The sequence below is a fragment of the Nonomuraea sp. NPDC001699 genome (assembly GCF_053596455.1).
The window spans coordinates 208,372-225,910 of sequence record NZ_JBSFGF010000003.1; the positions used below are offsets into that span (position 1 = coordinate 208,372).

The window sequence follows — 17,539 nt, forward strand, 5'->3', positions numbered from 1 at the left end:
ACCGATCCTTTGGACTTCTCCGCCTACGGCGCGGTGCACGAGGGCACGCTGGCCGAACGGATGGGCATCGAGTTCGTCGAGGCCGGCGCCGAGCGCGTCGTCGGCAGGATGCCGGTCGAGGGCAACACCCAGCCCTACGGCCTGCTGCACGGCGGCGCGTCGGTGGTGCTGGCCGAGACGCTGGGCTCGGTGGCCGCGGCGATCCACGCGGGCCCCGGCCGGATCGCCGTCGGCATCGAGATCAACGCCACCCATCACCGCTCGGCGACCTCCGGCCACGTGACCGGGGTCGCGACCAGGTTGCACGGCGGACGCACTTTGGCGACGTACGAGATCGAGATCACCGACGACGAGGGACGCCGCGTGTGCACCTCCAGATTGACGTGCATGCTGCGCGACCAGCGCCCCTGACGTCACTTTGACGGAACCTTTGCGCAGCGGCCCCATCGATCGCTACGGTTGTCCGAACAGAGCCCGCGGGGAGGCCCGGTAGATAACGTGTACGGCCGGGGAAGCCCTACATGGCCCCAAAGGCCGCTCCGCGGGCTCGTCCACGTTTTCTGCCCATCGTTATCGTTTCGTTTCCGCCGCAGCCAGGCGTCTTCCCTCATTTAGCCCCTGACCTGCCGCGTTGTTTCCTCACATGTGTGCCACACGCATGTCACTAATTGGTGACGAACCATACTGAAACGGGCGTCTCCGGAATAAGCTCCCGCCATTGCATCCCAGTTGTGCCTGCGATGCGCGCGTGTCGAGATGGAGGGGTACAACCCCGCCTTGACCTATTTGAGGGAGCACCATTGCGCAGAGCCGTGATCGCGTTCACGGCCTTCCTGGGTGGACTCATCTTCCTGCTGGCCAGTCCCGCGCAGGCGGGGCCGGCTGGATGCCAGGGTTTGAAGGGGACGCTCAAACTCCAAGGCCAGCCAGTGAACGGCGTCAAAATCGCCGTGACCACCGAGGGCGGACAACCCGTCAAGGAGGTCACAACAAACGCACAGGGCACGTGGGAAGTTCCTACCGACAAGGGCAAGTTCAAGGTCACCCTTGACCTCGGCAGCCTGCCGAAGAACGCCGAGGTGCGCGGGGGCGGCAATGTCCGCACGCCGACCGTCTTCGAGGGCAACTGCTCGACCGTGCTGTTCGCGTTGCAGGCCAAGGGCGTGGCAGGCCAGCCACAAGGAGACGCGGAGAGCGGCGAGAGCACGTTCTGGGACACCGCGGCGCAGCTCACCTTCGAGGGGCTCAACCTCGGCCTGATCATCGCCCTGGCCGCGCTCGGCCTGTCGCTGATCTACGGCACGACCGGCCTGACCAACTTCGCCCACGGAGAGCTGGTCACACTCGGGGCGGTGCTGGCGTACATGTTCAACGTGGGCGCCGGCCTCCATCTCATCCCCGCCGCGGTGCTCGCCGTGGCGCTGGGCGGCGCGTTCGGCTACGCCCAGGACCGCCTCTTCTGGGGCCAGCTCCGCAGGCGCGGCACCGGCATCATCGCCATGATGATCATCTCCATCGGCGTCGCGCTGGTCATGCGCTACGTCATGCTGATCTTCTTCGGCGGCCAGAACGAGGCCTACGCCCAGTACACGGCCCAGCCCGGCATCCAGGTCGGGCCGATCTCCGCGGCCCCCAAGAACTTCGTGGCGATGGGCATCGAGCTGGCCGTGCTGCTGCTGGTCGGCTTCGCGCTGCTGCGCACCCGCACCGGCAAGGCGGCCAGGGCCGTGTCCGACAACCCCGCTCTCGCGGCCTCGTCGGGCATCAACGTCGACCGGGTCATCCGGACCGTCTGGACCCTGGGCGGCGCCATCGCGGCGCTGGCCGGCATCATGCTCGGGCTCTCGCAGAACCTGAAGTACACGATGGGCCAGGACATCCTGCTGCTCATCTTCGCCGGCGTCACGCTCGGCGGGCTCGGCACCGCCTTCGGCGCGCTGGTCGGATCGCTGGTGGTGGGCCTGTTCATCCAGGTCTCCACCCTGTGGGTGCCGCCGGAGCTCAAGAGCGTCGGCGCGCTGGTCGTGCTCATCATCGTGCTCCTCGTCCGGCCCCAGGGCATCCTGGGCCGCCGCGAGCGAATCGGCTGATCGGGGGAGGATCAGAATGGACTGGATCACGATCATCAGCACGACGCTGAAGTCCGCGGTCGGCGTCGAGACCGTGCTGTACGCGCTCGCCGCGATCGGCATCAACATCCAATTCGGCTACACCGGCCTGCTCAACTTCGGCCAGGCGGCGTTCATGGGCGTGGCCGGCTACGGCCTGGCCGTCACCGTCACCGTCATGGGGCTGCCGTTCTGGGTCGGCATCATCGTCGGCCTGCTCGCCGCCGTGCTCCTGGCGATCCTGCTCGGCATCCCAACCCTCCAGCTCCGTGCCGACTACCTGGCCATCGTCACCATCGCGGCGGCCGAGATCGTCCGGCTGGTGTTCCGGTCGGTGGCGTTCAAGAGCGTCTTCGGCGGCTCGGACGGCCAGCGCGGCTTCTCCGACGGCTTCTACGCGCTCAACCCCTACCCCGAGGGCCAGTACGGCTTCAACCTGGGCTCCGTCCCCCTGTTCTTCAACAACAGGGTGCTGTGGGTGCTGACCGTCGGCTGGGTGCTCATCGCCCTGTGCTGCGGCCTGGTCTACCTGCTGATGAAGAGCCCCTGGGGCCGCGTGCTCAAGGCCATCCGCGAGGACGAGGACGCCGTGCGCAGCCTCGGCAAGAACGTCTTCTCCTACAAGATGCAGTCGCTCATCCTGGGCGGCGTCGTGGGCTGCCTGGGCGGCTTCATCTACGGCCTGGCCTACGCCTCCGTCCAGCCCGACATCTTCGGCACCGAGACCACGTTCTACGCGTACACGATGGTCATCCTCGGCGGCGCCGCCCGCGTGCTCGGGCCCGTCGTGGGCGCGTCCATCTTCTGGGTGCTGCTCGTCCTGATCTACGGCGTGCTCTCCGAGGCCGTCGGCGCCGGGATCATCACCTTCATGGACACGAACCAGGTGGGCGCCGTCCGCTGGATCCTGGTCGGCCTGGGCCTCGTCCTGTTGCTCATCTTCCGGCCACAGGGCATCTTCGGCGACAAGAGGGAGATAGCGATCAATGCACGCTGAAACCACGGCCACCGAGCGCAAGGCCGCGGCGCTGGCCGTCTTCAAGGACCTGGCCCGCGAGCCGGGCGTGCCCAAGCCGGACCCGATCCTCACCGTCGACAACGTCGTGCGCCGCTTCGGCGGCCTGACCGCGGTCGAGGTCGGCCACGTCGAGATCCAGCGGGGTTCCATCACCGCGCTGATCGGCCCCAACGGCGCCGGCAAGACGACCTTCTTCAACCAGCTCACCGGCTTCGACACGGCCGACTCCGGCTCGTGGACGTTCAACGGCCGCAGCATGAACGGGGTGCCGGCCCACAAGGTCGCCCGCGCCGGCATGGTGCGCACCTTCCAGCTGACCAAGGCGCTGTCCCGCCTGACCGTCATGGAGAACATGCGCCTGGGCGCCCAGCAGCAGAAGGGCGAGACCTTCTGGCGGGCGCTCATCCCCGGCATGTGGCGCGGCCAGGAGGACGAGATCACCGTCCGCGCCGAGGAGCTGCTCGAACGCTTCAAGCTCGGCGCCAAGCGGGACGACTTCGCCGGATCGTTGTCCGGCGGCCAGCGCAAGCTGCTGGAGATGGCCCGCGCCCTCATGGTCCAGCCCGAGCTGGTCATGCTGGACGAGCCCATGGCGGGCGTGAACCCCGCCCTGACCCAGTCGCTGCTCGGCCACGTCAAGGACCTGCGCGAGCAGGGCATGACGGTGCTGTTCGTCGAGCACGACATGGACATGGTCCGCGACATCAGCGACTGGGTGATCGTCATGGCGCAGGGCGCCGTGATCGCCGAGGGCCCGCCCGACACGATCATGTCGGACGAGCGCGTGATCGACGCCTACCTCGGCGCCCACCACGACGCCCCGCTGTCGGACACCGAACTGGAGACGCAGCTCCAGGAGGCCGAGGCGGCGCTGGAGGCCGAGATCGAAGAGGAGACGCAGAAGTGAGCGACGTCCCCGAGACGACCGCCCCCGAGTCGGCACCCGAGTCGCAGGCGGCCGTCACCGACCGCGCCGCGCACCTGGAGGGCGCCGCCGACGCCGTGCTGCGGTGCGACGAGCTGATCGCCGGCTACCTGCCGGGCGTCAACATCCTCAACGGCTCCGACCTCTACGTCAAAGAGGGCGAGCTGATCGGCATCATCGGCCCCAACGGCGCCGGCAAGTCGACGCTGCTGAAGGCGATGTTCGGGCTGGTCAACATCCGCAGCGGCACGGTGCTGCTCAAGGGTGAGAACATCACGAACATGAAGGCGCACTCGCTGGTCTCCCGCGGCGTCGGTTACGTGCCGCAGACCAACAACGTCTTCCCCAGCCTCACCATCGAGGAGAACCTGGAGATGGGCGCCTTCCAGGTGCCCGGCAAGTTCAAGGAGCGCTTCGAGTTCGTCGCCGAGCTGTTCCCGGCGCTCAAGGAGCGGCGCAAGCAGCGGGCGGGCTCCCTGTCCGGCGGTGAGCGGCAGATGGTGGCCATGGCCAGGGCGCTCATGACCGAGCCGTCGGTGCTGCTGCTCGACGAGCCGTCGGCGGGCCTGTCGCCCAAGCTCCAGGACCTGGTCTTCATCCAGGCCCAGCAGATCAACAAGGCGGGCGTGACCGTGATCATGGTGGAGCAGAACGCCCGCCGCTGCCTCCAGATCTGCCACCGTGGCTATGTGCTCGACCAGGGCCGCAACGCCTACACCGGCACCGGCAGGCAGCTCGCCAACGACCCCAAGGTCATCGAGCTGTACCTCGGCACGCTGGCCAAGGCGTAACCGAATCGAACGGCGGAGGGGCTCCCCCGGAGCCCCTCCGCCGTTTTTTAATGAGCGCTGTGAAACGATTATTGACCGTGGCGCTCGTCCTGCCCGTCCTGCTCGTCGGCTGCCAGGAGGACGCCTCCTCGGCGCAGAGGTACAGCACCGGCGGCGACCCGACCGACAGCCCGTGCGCGCGCGTGGTCTCGGCCATCGGGTACGCCGGCCTGATGCTCAAGCCGAAGGGCCAGGAGGACCAGCAGTACTTCGAGGACGCCGTCATCGGCCGGCTGGCCGAGCTGCGCGGCATCACGCTCCAGTTCGGCGACCGGCTGCCGGCCTCGCTGCACGCCGCCGTGCAGAGCGTCAAGTCGGCCACCGAGGGCCTGTCCAGGAACGACGTGCCGCACGAGCGGCAGGTGGCGCTGCTGCGGCAGTACCGGGCCGCCGCCGACCAGATCGTGGCCGGCTGCGCATGACGAAAGGGCCCGATCCTCGCGGACCGGGCCCTTCGCCGAACCTCGGACGTCAGCCGGCGATGTTGCCGGTGCGGTACTCCAGCGCCTTGGTGGCGTACTTGTTGTCCTTGCCGTACTGGTAGATGCCGATGGTGGCGACCGCGGGGTCACCGGCGTCGTTGAACTCGACCGGGCCGCTCACGCCGTCGTAGTCGATGTCCTTGCCGGCCTTGAGCAGGTCGACGCAGCTCTTGAAGTCCTGGCACTTCTCGCCGCCCTTGCTGACCTCGGCCAGCTTCGCGGCGATGTCGACGCCCGCGTCGCTCTTGGCGGCCTCGGCGGCCAGCGCGAGAAGGTTCATCGCGTCGTAGGACTCGGGGGCGTAGCTGTAGTCCTCCAGCTTGGGGTTGAGGGCGAGGAGCTTCTTGCGGAACTCCTCCGGAGCGGCCGCGCCCGGGATGGTGCCCTTGACGCCCTCAAGCGTGCCCTTGGGCATCTTGATGTAGTTCGTGTTGGAGGTGTTGCCGTCGACCATGTACCACTTGTGCTTGTCGGCCGGCAGGCCCTGCTTGACCAGCTCCTGGATGACCTTGGCGGTCTCCTCGAACCCGATCAGGACGATGCCCTTGGGGTTCTTGGCCTTGATCTTCGCCACGTCGGCGGAGAAGTCGGCGGCCTTGGGGTCGTAGTCGACGCGCTCGACGACCTCGCCGCCGCCGTCGGTGACCGTCTTCTGCACCTGGTCGGCCAGGCCGGAGCCGTAGGAGTCCTGCATCGCCAGGATGCCGACCGTGTCGTTGCCGTCGGCGACCACCAGGTCACCGAGCACACGGCCCTGCAGCTTGTCCGGCGGCGCCGTCCGGAAGTACAGGCCCTTGTCCTCGATCGTGGTGAACTTGTCGGAGGTGTTGGCCGGCGAGAAGTGGATGACACCCGCGCCCGTGATCTTGTCGATCACCGACTCCGACACCGAGGAGGACGCCGCGCCGATGATCGCGTCGGCCTTCTGGGCCAGCAGCTTGTCCACCGACTGCGAGGCGATGTTCGTGGTGGTGTCGCCCGAGTCGGTGTCGTACTTGGTGACGGGCTTGCCCAGCACGCCCCCGGCCTCGTTGATCTCCTTGATGGCCTGGTCGACGCCGGCGAACTCGGGCGGGCCGAGGAAGGCGAGCGAACCGGTCTGGGGCAGCAGCGTACCGATCGTGAGGGTGCCGTCGCCCTTGGTCGCGGGAGCCGACGAGGATGGCGCGGCCGGCTGCGAGGACTGCGTGGCGGTGTTGCTGCCGCCACCGCCGCAGGCCGTCAGGGCCAGGCTGGTGGCGGCCGCGACAGCCAGCGCCCGCCCCACGGGAGCAATGCGGATCATGAAGTGTCTCCTTCATTTCCAGGCCGGGATCCTCAGCACCGCCGAGCGCTCCCGATCGAATGACGGAAACGTACAAAATCGCTGTGTACTCGAACCAGATGGCGGGGTGAACTGTCGGCACTTGGATGCGGAGTCGTAATCAGTCCTCAACTTACGGACCTGCGCTAGCAGGCTTAATGTGCGTCGGGTGAAGCGTTTTACGCCTGTCCTAGTCACGGCGGTCCTTGTTGCCGGGTGCACCTCGTCCCCGCCGCCCGCGCCGCCTTCCTCGGATCCTCCCGCCGGCGTATCGGTCACGCTGGAGCAATGGCGTTCCGACGAGCCCGTTCACGCGCTGGAGGTGGCCGTCCGTAATACCACCGGCATCCCCGTGTATTTCGCGGACGTCCAGCTCGTGACGCCGTCGTTCAAAACGTTGCCGCCGGAAAAGACGGACGCCACGATCAAACGGACCGAGCGCACCGACCTGCGCATCACCTACGGCCCGGCCAACTGCCTGCCCACGGGTCTGCCGCGCCTGGAGCCCGCGACCGTCGTGGCGAACATCCGCGCCGGCTCCGAGCAGCCGCGCCGGGTGGTCTTCAAGGTGCCGCACCCCAGCCCGCTGCTGACCCGCCTGTTACGGGACGAATGCTCGGAGTTCCTCATCAAGGAGGCCGCCGGCATCGAGTTCGGGCCCGACTGGAAGCAGGTGGGCAAGGCGATGCGGGGCAACCTGGTGGTCACGCGGCGCGGCGCGGGCAAGGTGACCCTGACCGAGCTCGACGGCACCACGCACTACATCATCACGCCGGACGCCGACCGGCGGCCCGTGGCCGAGCTGGAGGCCGGGCAGGAGCGGCTGGAGGTGCCGGTCACGCTCACCCCCGGCCGCTGCGACCCGCACGCCTTCGCCGAGGCCAAGAAGGCGTTCCTGTTCCCGGTGCGGGCCACCGTGGACGGGGGGCCCGAGCGGGTGGTGATCGTGGTGCCGCCCAAGCCGCTGCAGGATCGGCTGATCCAGTACTCGTTGCGAGTGTGCGGCCTGGGCGGCGGGTGAGGGTCAGCCCTCGATGTTGCCCGTGCGGTACTCCAGGGCCTTGGGGGCGTACTTGTTGTCGTCGCCGTACTGGTAGACGCCGATGGTGGCCACGGCGGGGTCACCGGCGTCGTTGAACTCGATCGGGCCGCTGATGCCGTCGTAGTCGATGTCCTTGCCGGCCTTCAGCAGGTCTGCGCAGTCCTTGAAGGTCTTGCACTTCTCGCCGCCCTTGCTGACCTCGGGCAGCTTGGCGGCGATGGACTTGCCGCTGTCGTCCTTGGCGGCCTCGGCCGCCAGGGCGATGAGGATCGCGGCGTCGTAGGACTCGGCCGCGTAGGTGTAGTCCTCCAGCTTGGGGTCGATCTCCAGGAGCTTCTTGCGGAAGTCCTCCGGGGCCTCGGCGCCGGGGATGGTGCCCTTGACGCCCTTGAGGGTGCCCTTGGGCATCTTGAGGTAGTTGGTGTTCGACATGTTGCCGTCCACCATGTACCACTTGGTCTTGTCGACCGTCAGGCCCTGCTTGACCAGCTCCTGGATGACCTTGGCGCCCTCCTCGAAGCCGATCAGCACGATCGCCTTCGGGTTCTTGGCCTTGATCTTGGCGACGTCCGCGGAGAACTCGGCCGCCTTCGGGTCGTAGTCGACGCGCTCGACGACGCTGGCGCCGGCCGCCTCGGCGGTCTTGGTCACCTGGTCGGCCAGGCCCGAGCCGTAGGAGTCCTGCATGGCCAGGATGCCGATGGTGTCGTTGCCGTCGGCGGCGATCAGGTCGCCGAGCACGCGGCCCTGCAGCTTGTCCGGCGGCGCGGTACGGAAGTACAGGCCCTGGTCGCTGATGGTGGTGAACTTGTCAGAGGTGTTGGCGGGCGAGAACTGCACCACGCCGGCACCGGTGACCTTGTCGATGATCGACTCGGACACCGACGAGGAGGCGGCGCCGATGATGGCGTCGGCCTTCTGCGCGATCAGCTTGTCCGCCGACTGCGAGGCCACGTTGGTGGTGGTGTCACCCGAGTCCGTGTGGATCTTGGTGACCGGCTTGCCGAGCACGCCGCCCGCGTCGTTGATCTCCTTGACGGCCTGGTCGACGCCGGCGAACTCGGGCGGGCCGAGGAAGGCCAGCGAGCCGGTCTGCGGCAGCACGGTGCCGATCGTCAGCGTGCCGTCACCCTTGGCCGCGTCCGTCTGGGTGGCCGGGGCCGACGAGGACGGCACCGCGGACGTGGTCTGCTGCGCGGCCGTGTCGCCACCGCCGCCACAGGCCGTCAGGGCCAGGCTCGCCGCTGCCGCGACGGCCAGGAAGCGCCCTGCTGGAGCAATGCGGATCATAAAAGAGACTCCCCTTATTCCCAGCGGGGAACGATCTCCCTCGCTGCGTTTAACGAGCTCAGCATGCCTCTTTGACGGGGAGATGTGGGGATTTCGGGTACTTTTATGCTAATTTGTAATGTCGCAATCACGGTCTGTAATTGCATGTTTCATCAGCGTTACGGTCTTGACTCCAAATGAACCACCCCAGCCCGAAATTTCAGGACTGGGGTGGTTCTATGGTGGGATGTCCGGCTTGCTGCCGTCACCGTCTAGCCGGCGATGTTGCCCTTGCGATATTCGAGCGCCTTGGCCGCGTCGTACTTGTTGTCCTTGTCGTACTGGTAGACCCCGATCGTCGCGATCGACGGGTCACCGGCGTCGTTGAAGTCCACCGGGCCGCTCACGCCGTCGTAGTCGATGTCCTTCCCCGCCTTGAGCAGGTCGGCGCAGGACTTGAAGTCCTGGCACTTCTCGCCGCCCTTGCTGACCTCGACCAGCTTGGGGGCCAGCGCGGTGCCCGAGTCGTCCTTGGCCGCCTCGGCCGCCAGGGCGAGCAGCGTCGTCGCGTCGTACGACTCCGCGGCGTAGGTGTAGTTCGTCAGCTTCGGGTTCACCGTGAGCAGCCGCTTCTGGAACGCCTCCGGCGCCGCCGCACCCGGGATCGTGCCCTTGACGCCCTTGAGCGTGCCCTTGGGCATCTTGAGGTAGTTGGAGTTCGACATGTTGCCGTCCACCATGTACCACTTGACCTTGTCGGCCGTCAGACCCTGCTTGACCAGCTCCTGCACGACCTTCGCCGTCTCCTCGAAGCCGATCAGCACGATCGCCTTCGGGTTCTTGGCCTTGACCTTGGCCACGTCCGCGGAGAACTCGGCCGCCTTCGGGTCGTAGTCGACGCGCTCGACCACGGTCGCGCCGGCCTCTTCGGCGGTCTTGGTCACCTGGTCGGCCAGGCCCGAGCCGTAGGAGTCCTGCATGGCCAGGATGCCGACGGTGTCGTTGCCGTCGGCGGCCACCAGGTCACCCAGGACCCGGCCCTGCAGCTTGTCCGGCGGCGCCGTACGGAAGTACAGGCCCTGGTCGTTGATCGTGGTGAACTTGTCGGAGGTGTTGGCCGGCGAGAACTGCACCACGCCCGCCCGCGTGATCTTGTCCACGATCGACTCCGACACCGACGAGGACGCCGCGCCGATGATCGCGTCGGCCTTCTGGCCGAGCAGCTTGTCCACCGACTGCGAGGCGATGTTGGTCGTGGTGTCGCCCGAGTCGGTGTCGATCTTCACCACCGGCTTGCCGAGCACGCCCCCGGCGTCGTTGATCTCCTTGAGCGCCAGATCGACCCCGGCGAACTCGGGTGGTCCCAGATATGCGAGATTGCCCGTCTGGGGCAGCACGGTGCCGATCGTCAGCGTGCCGTCCCCTTTGGCCGCGGCGGCCGAGGAGGGCTTCACGGACGCGGCTCCGGTGGCGCCCGTCCCGGCGGTCGTGCCGCCGGTCGAACATGCCGCCAGTGCCAGGCTCGCCGCTGTGGCGACGGCCAGCGCGCGGGAAATGCGGATCATCGAAAGCGTCTCCGTTCGAGATGAGCGGACCTTCCGTCCGCCCATCAGCATGCGCCGGGACGCCTGCGCCGAAAGAAGCCGAAGCCGGTTGGATGCCCAGTCGTGACCGGGTCACAACCCGCGGGGCTAAATCACCTGATATAGGCCCTTTTCACGCCCGCTCGGCCGCGTCGTCTATAACGATCTGAGCAACCTCCCGCATGCTCAGCCGCCGGTCCATCGACGCCTTCTGGATCCACCGGAACGCCTGCGGCTCGGTCCAGCCGTGCTGGGCCATCAGCTGGCCCTTGGCCCGCTCGACCAGCTTGCGGGTCTCCAGCCGCTCCGAAAGGCTGGACACCTCCGCGCTCAGCGCCACCATCTCCTCGTGCCTGCTGACCGCCATCTCGATCGCCGGCACCAGATCGGCCTTGGTGAACGGCTTCACCAGGTAGGCCATCGCCCCCGCGTCACGCGCGCGCTCCACCAGGTCACGCTGAGAGAAGGCGGTGAGGATGAGGCACGGCGCGATCCGGTCGGCCACGATGCGCTCGGCCGCCGAGATGCCGTCGAGCACGGGCATCTTCACGTCGAGGATGACGAGGTCGGGCCGCAGGTCGGCGGCGAGCTGGATCGCCTGCTCCCCGTCACCGGCCTCGCCCACGACGACGTAACCGTCCTCCTGGAGCATCTCCTTGAGGTCGAGGCGGATCAGGGCCTCGTCTTCCGCGATCACTACTCGCCGCTGCGTACTCACGAGCAGAAGAGTACAGACGTCCGGTAGATTAGATCCACGCCGGTGCGGCCTCGGGCATTACGCTGCGAGATCACCAACCGGACGAAACCGCCCCGGTAGACCAACGGCAGAGTCGATGGCCTCAAAATCCATACAGTGTGGGTTCGAATCCCACCCGGGGCACCGGCCTGACCGCCCGGCCCCCTCGTAGGCCGGGCGGTTTTCGCTTTTCCGCCCCCGACCGCCGTCATGACGACCGCACCGGGCTTCCTGTGCACGCGTGTCCCCGACTGCCGGATCGACGCGTGGGCCCGAACTCCTGACCGGGTCAGGGCGTCCAGGAGGGTGAGCGGCCGAGGAGGGCGATCACGCGGTCGAGGGCCGTGGCGGCGTCGCCGGGCTCGACGCCGGGCAGGAACGCCTTCCCCGGACCGCGCGAGACCGGCGTGTCGGGCACCTGCGCGGCCAGCGGGAGGGCGGCCTCGGCGAGGTCGTCGTCGACGTTGGGCGGCACGGCCAGCGCCTTGGCGAGGTCCCAGTCGTGCACGACGCAGTCGATGAAGTGGAAGCCGATCGCCATGGCCGCCGGGAACGGGCCGCCGTCACGGATCTCGGGCAGGAAGAAGGCCCGGTCGAGCACGCCGTCGGCGGCGAAGGCGTCGACGACGGCCCGTGCCGAGGCGGCGTACTCGGCCACCGGGTCCTCGCCCAGGGCACGCGGCCGCCAGCTCGCCGGCTCCGAACGCGCGCCCGAGGCCGCCACGGCGAACCCGTGGTTCTGCACGATCTGGTGTTCCAGCAGGTCGCGGACGGCCCATCCGGCGCAGGGCGTCGGCCGGTCGAGGTCGGCGGGCTTGATCGTGTTCACCAGGTCGACGGTGGCCCGCACCGACCGCCGGTTGAGCTCGATGATGTCTGCCAAGGCACTGTCCCGTCGTCGTCGAAGAACCCACCGGTCGGCCCGTCCGGCCCGAGGGTGGCCAACCTGACGATGATGTCGGCCCCTCTGTGGCGGTGCGAGTGGTTTTCGGCGGCATCTCCTGGGGGCGCAGGTCGTCACGGCCGTGGTGGGCGGGATTTCGCAGGCGGTTCGCCGGGAATAGTCCTGTGTGACGAGTTACGACCCACGAGACGGGGGTGGCGGGGGATGCCGTTGAGCGTGACCGAGCGGGAGGCGTTCCTGGCCGAGCCGCACATCGCGAGCCTGGCGGTGGAGACGGGCGCGGGACAGGCGCCGCTGGCCGTGCCCGTCTGGTACGACTACGTCCCGGGCGGGGAGCTGCGGTTCCTGACCGACAGCGAGTCGCACAAGGCGCGGCTGGTGGCGAAGGCGGGCCGGTTCACGATGCTGGTCCAGCGGATCAGCCCGACCTACCGGTACGTGTCGGTCGACGGCCCGGTGGTGCGGTCCGACCCCACGACGATCGAGGAGCTGACCCGCATCGCGGCCCGCTACCTGCCGCAGGAGGCGGTGTCGGGCTACGTGCAGGGCTCGGACCTGCACGTCCTGGTGACCTTCAGGATGCGTCCCGAGCGGTGGCTGTCGGCGGACCTGGGCTCCTTGGGCTGACCGGGCGCCCGGTATTTTTGGCCTGTGACTGCTATCGATCCCACCTCCACCGGCGCCCACGGCGTCGGCCTCGCGACCATCGCCGACGACGGCACCGTTCTCGACACCTGGTTCCCGGCTCCCGAGCTGGGCGAGCCGCCCGTGACGGGCACCGAGCGGCTCTCCGCCCAGGAGGCCGGCGAGCTGGCCGCGCTGACCGGCCGCGACGCGGCGCGGGGCGTCGAGGTGGTGGCGGTGCGCACGGGCCTCGCCAAGCTCTCCGAGCCGCCGGTCGACGCCCACGACGTCTACCTGCGGCTGCACCTGCTCTCCCACCGTCTGGTCCGGCCGCACGGCGTGAACCTGGACGGCCAGTTCGGCCTGCTGGCGAACGTCGTGTGGACGAACTTCGGGCCGTGCCCGGTGCCCGGCTTCGAGCGCACGCGGCTGCGCCTGCGGGGCAGGGGCGTGGTGACGGTGTACGGCGTGGACAAGTTCCCGCGCATGGTCGACTACGTGCTGCCGGAGGGCGTGCGGATCGCCGACGCCGACCGGGTGCGGCTGGGCGCCCACCTGGCCTCGGGCACGGTGGTCATGCACGAGGGCTTCGTGAACTTCAACGCCGGCACGGTCGGCACGTCGATGGTCGAGGGGCGCATCTCGGCCGGCGTGGTGGTCGGCGACGGCTCCGACGTCGGCGGCGGCGCCTCGATCATGGGGACGCTGTCGGGCGGCGGCAAGCAGGTCATCTCGATCGGCGAGCGCTGCCTGCTGGGCGCGAACGCCGGCATCGGCATCTCGCTGGGCGACGACTGCGTGGTGGAGGCGGGCCTCTACGTCACGGCGGGCACGCGGGTCACGCTGCCCGACGGGAAGGTGGTCAAGGCGGCGGAGCTGTCCGGCTCGAACGGGATCCTGCTGCGCCGCAACTCGCAGTCGGGCGCGGTGGAGGCACTCCCCCGCACGGGCTCCGGCATCACCCTCAACGCCGCCCTGCACGCCCACTGAATCACTGCTGTGCTCGCGGGCCCCCTCCGGTTCCACGGCGGGGGCCCACAGGGCGCCGCGTCACGGCGGCGCGCCGGTGCGAGGTCTGCGGGCGTCTCCTGGAGGACCCCCGGCCGGAACGCGGGTCAGTTGGCGTGGGAGACCGCGGAGCCGATGGTGTGCACCCGCAGCGCGTTGGTGCTGCCCGGCGTGCCGGGAGGCGAGCCGGCCACGATGACCACCTTGTCGCCCTTCTCCAGCCGCCCGAGCGACAGCAGCGACGCCTCCACCTGCCGCACCATGTCGTCGGTGTGGTGCACGAACGGCACGTGGAACGTCTCCACCCCCCACGTCAGCGAGAGCTGCCCGCGCACGTGCGGGGCCGAGGTGAAGGCCAGCAGCGGGATCGGCGAGCGGTAGCGGGCCAGGCGGCGGGCCGTCTCCCCCGACATGGTGAACGCGATCAGCGCCTTGGCGCCGACGATCGCCCCGACCTCGGCCGCGGCCCTGGCGATGGCGCCGCCGGTGGTCTCCGGCATGCGCTCCAGGGTGTGGGTGGCGTGCAGGGACGACACCTCGGCGGCGCAGGCGATGCGGTCCATCGTGGAGACGGACTCGATCGGGTAGCTGCCGACCGACGTCTCGCCCGACAGCATGACGGCGTCGGCGCCGTCCATGACGGCGTAGGCGACGTCGCTGGCCTCGGCGCGGGTGGGGCGCGGGGCGCTCATCATGGAGTCGAGCATCTGGGTGGCGACGATGACCGGGCGGGCCTTCTCGCGGCACAGCCCGATGATGCGCCGCTGCACGATCGGCACCTGCTCCAGGGGCAGCTCGACGCCGAGGTCGCCGCGGGCGACCATGATGCCGTCGAAGGCCTCGACGATCTCGGGCAGGCGCTCGACGGCCTGCGGCTTCTCGATCTTGGCCAGCAGCGGCAGGCGGACGGCCTCCTGCTCCATGATGTTGCGCACGACGTCGGCGTCGGAGGGACGGCGGACGAAGGACAGCGCGATCATGTCGAAGCCGGTGCGCAGCGCCCAGCGCAGGTCGGCCTCGTCCTTGTCGGTGAGGGCGGGGGCGCTGACGTTGATGCCCGGCAGGTTGAGGCCCTTGTTGTTGGAGATCATGCCGCCGATGACGACGCGGGTGGTGACGCGGTCGCCGTCGACGCGGGTGGCCTCCAGGACCAGGCGGCCGTCGTCGACCAGGATCGTGTCACCGGGACGCACGTCGCCGGGCAGGCCCTTGTAGGTGGTCGAGACCTGCTCGCGGTCTCCGGGGACGTCTTCGGTGGTGATGGTGAAGACGTCGCCGAAGCCGAGGCGCACCGGCCCTTCCTCGAAGGTGCCGACGCGGATCTTGGGGCCCTGCAGGTCGGCGAGCACGCCTACGCCGCGGCCGAGGTCGGCCGCCACCTCCCGGACCCGGTCGTAGACCTCTCTGTGCATGTCATGGTCGCCATGACTGAGGTTGAACCGTGCCACGTCCATGCCCGCGGAGATCAGCTCGTGGAGGCGTTCTTTGGACGAAGTGGCTGGGCCTAGGGTGCAGACGATTTTCGCGCGACGAGTCACGAGTCCTACCTTAATTGGTACAGACCACTTGGCAGTCACTGACGACGGAGAACGTACCCGACGTAGGAGAACAACACGAGAACGGTGAGTCCCAGCCGTACCAAGTTCGCGTACTGTTCAGGGTAGAGCACGCCTTGGATGTAGTGGTCCACGAAGCCGCTCGGCGGCAGGCCGGGCAGCCCGCCCTTGCGCCGCGCCCAGTCCTCGGCGACGGTCAGCGGGCAGTCCACGCGGGTGACGAGCGTCACCACCGCCCAGCCGACGGCCGCGAGGTGCAGGTAGATCGTGCGCCGCCACCGCCAGGCCACGAACCCGCCCACGGCCACATAGGCGAGGAAGGCGAAGTGCGTCACCATCACCGCGTACGCGAGCAGGCGGTACATCATGGCTCTATGGTGGCCGCCTTCCAGGCGTTCACGACGCCGTGCCCGTAGAAGCCGTTCTTGGCCGTGTCGCCCTCGCACTCGTGGGTCTCGCTCTCGCCGTACATCTTGTAGACGTAGGCGCGAGGTGTGGGGCAGGCCACGTGCGTGGCGGTCCGGTAGAGCAGGTCCTCGACGGTGGCGGGGTCCATGGACAGGCCGCCGGGGCCCGGCTTGCCGAAGCGGCTGATCAGGATCGCCGCGACGCCGGTGGCGTGCGGGGCGGCCATGGAGGTGCCGTCGAGGTACTGGTAGTAGGAGCAGGTTCCCTTGTGGCAGTCGCGCACGACGTCGGCGCCCTTGGGCTTGCCGGAGGCGTCGATCCGGCCGGCGGCCTTGAGCACGTGCTCGGGGGCGGCGGCCAGGATCGACCGGACGGCCTCGGCGCCCTTGCCGTCCAGCGCGTCGCCGCCGGGGGCGGCCACGTCGGTCTGCTCCAGGCCGTAGTCGCTGTAGATGGCCTTGCGTCCGGACGGGCCGACGGCTGAGACCGAGATCACCCCCTTGGACTCGGCGGGCACGTTGATGCATGAGTTGTCTATCTTGCGGGTCTTCTCCTCGCCGCGCGGGTAGCCGGGGCTCTGCTTGTCGGCCGTGGGGCGTCCGAGGTCGGTCGAGCCGTTGCCGAGGGCGGAGACGAGCGTGACGCCCTTGCCGCGGGCGTAGTCGAGGGCGCGCTGCATGCCGACGACGACGGCCTTCTGTTCGAGCTGCTGCTTCCTGGTGTCGGCCTTGTTGGCGGCGCAGTTGAACAGCCAGGGGTCGACGTAGTAGCTCATGTTGACGACGTCCACGCCGATGTCGGCGGCGTAGGTGAGGGCGTCGAGGCTGGGCTTGAGGAAGAAGAAGCCGGAGTCCTGGCCGGCCCTGATGCTGACGAGCTGCACGCCCGGGGCGACGCCGGCGATGCCGATGCCGTTGATCGGGGAGGCGATGGTGCTGGCGACGTGGGTGCCGTGGCCGTCGTCGTCCTCGTCCACGGGGTCCTTGCAGGAGGGGACCTCGCAGGGGCCGTCCAGGGTCTCGCCGCGCTCGTCCTTGGGCTTGTCGGTGACGAAGTTGCGGCTCAGCTCGCGGTTGAAGTTGGGGGCGATGTCGGGGTGCCTTCCGTCGATGCCGGTGTCGATGACGCCGACCAGCACCTTCCTGCTGCCGGGGACCTTGGCGTTGGCCCGGTCGGCGCCGATCATCTTCATGTCCCACTGGAGGTGGGCCAGCGGCTCCCGGGCGGCGCCCGCCATGGATCCGGCGTCGGGGAAGCCCCCGCCCGTCGGGCGTCCGGATCGGGAGGAGGTGGAGCCGATGACGCGGCGGTCGGGCGAGACGCCGACGATCGCCGGGTCCACGCCGACGCTCTCGGCGAAACCGTCGCCGCCGCCCTCGGTGAGGACGTAGCCGAGCTTGCCGTCCTCCTCGACGACCGTGCCACCGGCGCGTTTGACGGCCTCCAGTGCCTGGCTCTGCTTGCCGTCGGCGTAGAAGACGAGGTTCTGGTTCTGGCCGGTGCGGGAGCCGGTGGTGGCCTGCGCGGAGCCGGTGGGGCCGTCCTGCGCGGGCCGGTCGGAGGTGGCGCGCTCGCCGGCGGCAGCCGAGCACGCGGTCAGCGCGGCGGCGACGGCCAACGCCGTCAGGCCAGAGGCGACTCGCCGCATTGCTCCCCCATCCACCGACTGTCGCAGAATCTGCATCTTCCCGACACTCCACGGCTGATGCAACTTCAGTACGAAATTTCGGTCGATGGGGGTTA

17 protein-coding genes and 1 tRNA gene are annotated in these 17,539 nt (G+C 68.9%); 10 read left to right on the forward strand and 8 right to left on the reverse strand.

The window, feature by feature from the left end; translation table 11 throughout:
• Positions 1-60 precede the first annotated feature (60 nt).
• The 6 genes from ACWCSU_RS11115 to ACWCSU_RS11140 all read left to right on the forward strand — a co-directional run bounded on the left by ACWCSU_RS11115 (position 61) and on the right by ACWCSU_RS11140 (position 5,303).
• Entirely contained in the window at positions 61-411 is a 351-nt protein-coding gene (locus tag ACWCSU_RS11115) for a PaaI family thioesterase (RefSeq protein WP_357704627.1), read from the forward strand.
• A gap of 518 nt (positions 412-929) precedes the next feature.
• Entirely contained in the window at positions 930-2,090 is a 1,161-nt protein-coding gene (locus tag ACWCSU_RS11120) for a branched-chain amino acid ABC transporter permease (protein WP_449934892.1), read from the forward strand.
• A 16-nt stretch (positions 2,091-2,106) separates the two neighbouring features.
• Positions 2,107-3,105 (forward strand): branched-chain amino acid ABC transporter permease, encoded by a 999-nt coding sequence (locus ACWCSU_RS11125; protein WP_357704426.1) that lies wholly within the window; start codon positions 2,107-2,109, stop codon positions 3,103-3,105.
• Positions 3,095-4,033: an ABC transporter ATP-binding protein gene (locus tag ACWCSU_RS11130; protein ID WP_357704424.1), complete on the forward strand. Its 939-nt coding sequence runs from the start codon at positions 3,095-3,097 to the stop codon at positions 4,031-4,033. Before ACWCSU_RS11125 ends, ACWCSU_RS11130 begins: the two co-directional genes overlap by 11 nt.
• The gene (locus ACWCSU_RS11135) at positions 4,030-4,842 is read left to right on the forward strand and encodes an ABC transporter ATP-binding protein (RefSeq protein ID WP_449934893.1); all 813 of its coding nucleotides are present in this window, start codon (positions 4,030-4,032) and stop codon (positions 4,840-4,842) included. The genes ACWCSU_RS11130 and ACWCSU_RS11135 overlap by 4 nt, the downstream gene beginning before the upstream one ends.
• Positions 4,843-4,901: 59 nt before the next feature.
• The gene (locus tag ACWCSU_RS11140; RefSeq protein WP_364092687.1) at positions 4,902-5,303 is read left to right on the forward strand and encodes a hypothetical protein; all 402 of its coding nucleotides are present in this window, start codon (positions 4,902-4,904) and stop codon (positions 5,301-5,303) included.
• A 49-nt stretch (positions 5,304-5,352) separates the two neighbouring features.
• Here the strand turns inward: ACWCSU_RS11140 and ACWCSU_RS11145 are convergent, their stop codons facing one another.
• Entirely contained in the window at positions 5,353-6,648 is a 1,296-nt protein-coding gene (locus tag ACWCSU_RS11145) for an ABC transporter substrate-binding protein (RefSeq protein ID WP_357704419.1), read from the reverse strand.
• Positions 6,649-6,988: 340 nt separating this feature from the next.
• On the opposite strand from ACWCSU_RS11145, the gene ACWCSU_RS11150 reads away from it, so the two are divergent.
• Positions 6,989-7,687 (forward strand): hypothetical protein, encoded by a 699-nt coding sequence (locus ACWCSU_RS11150; protein ID WP_357704417.1) that lies wholly within the window; start codon positions 6,989-6,991, stop codon positions 7,685-7,687.
• Between the two features lie 3 nt (positions 7,688-7,690).
• On the opposite strand, the gene ACWCSU_RS11155 is transcribed toward ACWCSU_RS11150, so the two are convergent.
• From ACWCSU_RS11155 to ACWCSU_RS11165, 3 genes are all read right to left on the reverse strand, one after another.
• Entirely contained in the window at positions 7,691-8,998 is a 1,308-nt protein-coding gene (locus ACWCSU_RS11155) for an ABC transporter substrate-binding protein (protein WP_357704415.1), read from the reverse strand.
• Between the two features lie 251 nt (positions 8,999-9,249).
• Positions 9,250-10,542: an ABC transporter substrate-binding protein gene (locus ACWCSU_RS11160; RefSeq protein ID WP_449934894.1), complete on the reverse strand. Its 1,293-nt coding sequence runs from the start codon at positions 10,540-10,542 to the stop codon at positions 9,250-9,252.
• 151 nt (positions 10,543-10,693) lie between these two features.
• Positions 10,694-11,278, reverse strand: a complete 585-nt coding sequence (locus tag ACWCSU_RS11165; protein WP_352327599.1) for an ANTAR domain-containing response regulator — start codon at positions 11,276-11,278, stop codon at positions 10,694-10,696.
• A gap of 89 nt (positions 11,279-11,367) precedes the next feature.
• Between ACWCSU_RS11165 and ACWCSU_RS11170 the strand changes: the two genes are divergently transcribed.
• A tRNA-Leu gene (locus ACWCSU_RS11170) sits at positions 11,368-11,440 on the forward strand.
• 145 nt (positions 11,441-11,585) lie between these two features.
• On the opposite strand, the gene ACWCSU_RS11175 is transcribed toward ACWCSU_RS11170, so the two are convergent.
• On the reverse strand, positions 11,586-12,179 hold the full coding sequence (locus ACWCSU_RS11175; RefSeq protein WP_449934895.1) for a TIGR03086 family metal-binding protein: 594 nt from the start codon (positions 12,177-12,179) through the stop codon (positions 11,586-11,588).
• Between the two features lie 225 nt (positions 12,180-12,404).
• Here ACWCSU_RS11175 and ACWCSU_RS11180 point away from each other — a divergent pair, with 225 nt between their 5' ends.
• Together ACWCSU_RS11180 and dapD are read left to right on the forward strand one after the other, a co-directional pair.
• The gene (locus ACWCSU_RS11180; protein WP_449934896.1) at positions 12,405-12,827 is read left to right on the forward strand and encodes a pyridoxamine 5'-phosphate oxidase family protein; all 423 of its coding nucleotides are present in this window, start codon (positions 12,405-12,407) and stop codon (positions 12,825-12,827) included.
• 24 nt (positions 12,828-12,851) lie between these two features.
• Entirely contained in the window at positions 12,852-13,814 is a 963-nt protein-coding gene (gene dapD / locus ACWCSU_RS11185) for a 2,3,4,5-tetrahydropyridine-2,6-dicarboxylate N-succinyltransferase (protein ID WP_449934897.1), read from the forward strand.
• A 125-nt stretch (positions 13,815-13,939) separates the two neighbouring features.
• On the opposite strand, the gene pyk is transcribed toward dapD, so the two are convergent.
• The 3 genes from pyk to ACWCSU_RS11200 are packed head-to-tail and all read right to left on the reverse strand — an operon-like array spanning position 13,940 to position 17,444.
• Positions 13,940-15,370: a pyruvate kinase gene (gene pyk, locus ACWCSU_RS11190; protein ID WP_357704405.1), complete on the reverse strand. Its 1,431-nt coding sequence runs from the start codon at positions 15,368-15,370 to the stop codon at positions 13,940-13,942.
• A gap of 35 nt (positions 15,371-15,405) precedes the next feature.
• Positions 15,406-15,756, reverse strand: coding sequence for a DUF2784 domain-containing protein (locus ACWCSU_RS11195; RefSeq protein ID WP_357704403.1), 351 nt, complete (start codon positions 15,754-15,756; stop codon positions 15,406-15,408).
• Positions 15,753-17,444, reverse strand: a complete 1,692-nt coding sequence (locus ACWCSU_RS11200) for a S8 family peptidase (protein WP_449934898.1) — start codon at positions 17,442-17,444, stop codon at positions 15,753-15,755. Before ACWCSU_RS11200 ends, ACWCSU_RS11195 begins: the two co-directional genes overlap by 4 nt.
• Positions 17,445-17,539: the final 95 nt, after the last annotated feature.

Bases quoted from the DNA above. Each gene is read 5' to 3' on its own strand.
- ACWCSU_RS11130 (WP_357704424.1), top strand. From the start codon at position 3,095: ATGCACGCTGAAACCACGGCCACCGAGCGCAAGGCCGCGGCGCTGGCC.
- ACWCSU_RS11145 (WP_357704419.1), bottom strand. From the start codon at position 6,648: ATGATCCGCATTGCTCCCGTGGGGCGGGCGCTGGCTGTCGCGGCCGCC.
- ACWCSU_RS11180 (WP_449934896.1), top strand. From the start codon at position 12,405: ATGCCGTTGAGCGTGACCGAGCGGGAGGCGTTCCTGGCCGAGCCGCAC.
- ACWCSU_RS11160 (WP_449934894.1), bottom strand. From the start codon at position 10,542: ATGATCCGCATTTCCCGCGCGCTGGCCGTCGCCACAGCGGCGAGCCTG.
- ACWCSU_RS11125 (WP_357704426.1), top strand. From the start codon at position 2,107: ATGGACTGGATCACGATCATCAGCACGACGCTGAAGTCCGCGGTCGGC.
- ACWCSU_RS11155 (WP_357704415.1), bottom strand. From the start codon at position 8,998: ATGATCCGCATTGCTCCAGCAGGGCGCTTCCTGGCCGTCGCGGCAGCG.
- ACWCSU_RS11200 (WP_449934898.1), bottom strand. From the start codon at position 17,444: ATGCGGCGAGTCGCCTCTGGCCTGACGGCGTTGGCCGTCGCCGCCGCG.
- ACWCSU_RS11195 (WP_357704403.1), bottom strand. From the start codon at position 15,756: ATGATGTACCGCCTGCTCGCGTACGCGGTGATGGTGACGCACTTCGCC.
- ACWCSU_RS11115 (WP_357704627.1), top strand. From the start codon at position 61: ATGGGCATCGAGTTCGTCGAGGCCGGCGCCGAGCGCGTCGTCGGCAGG.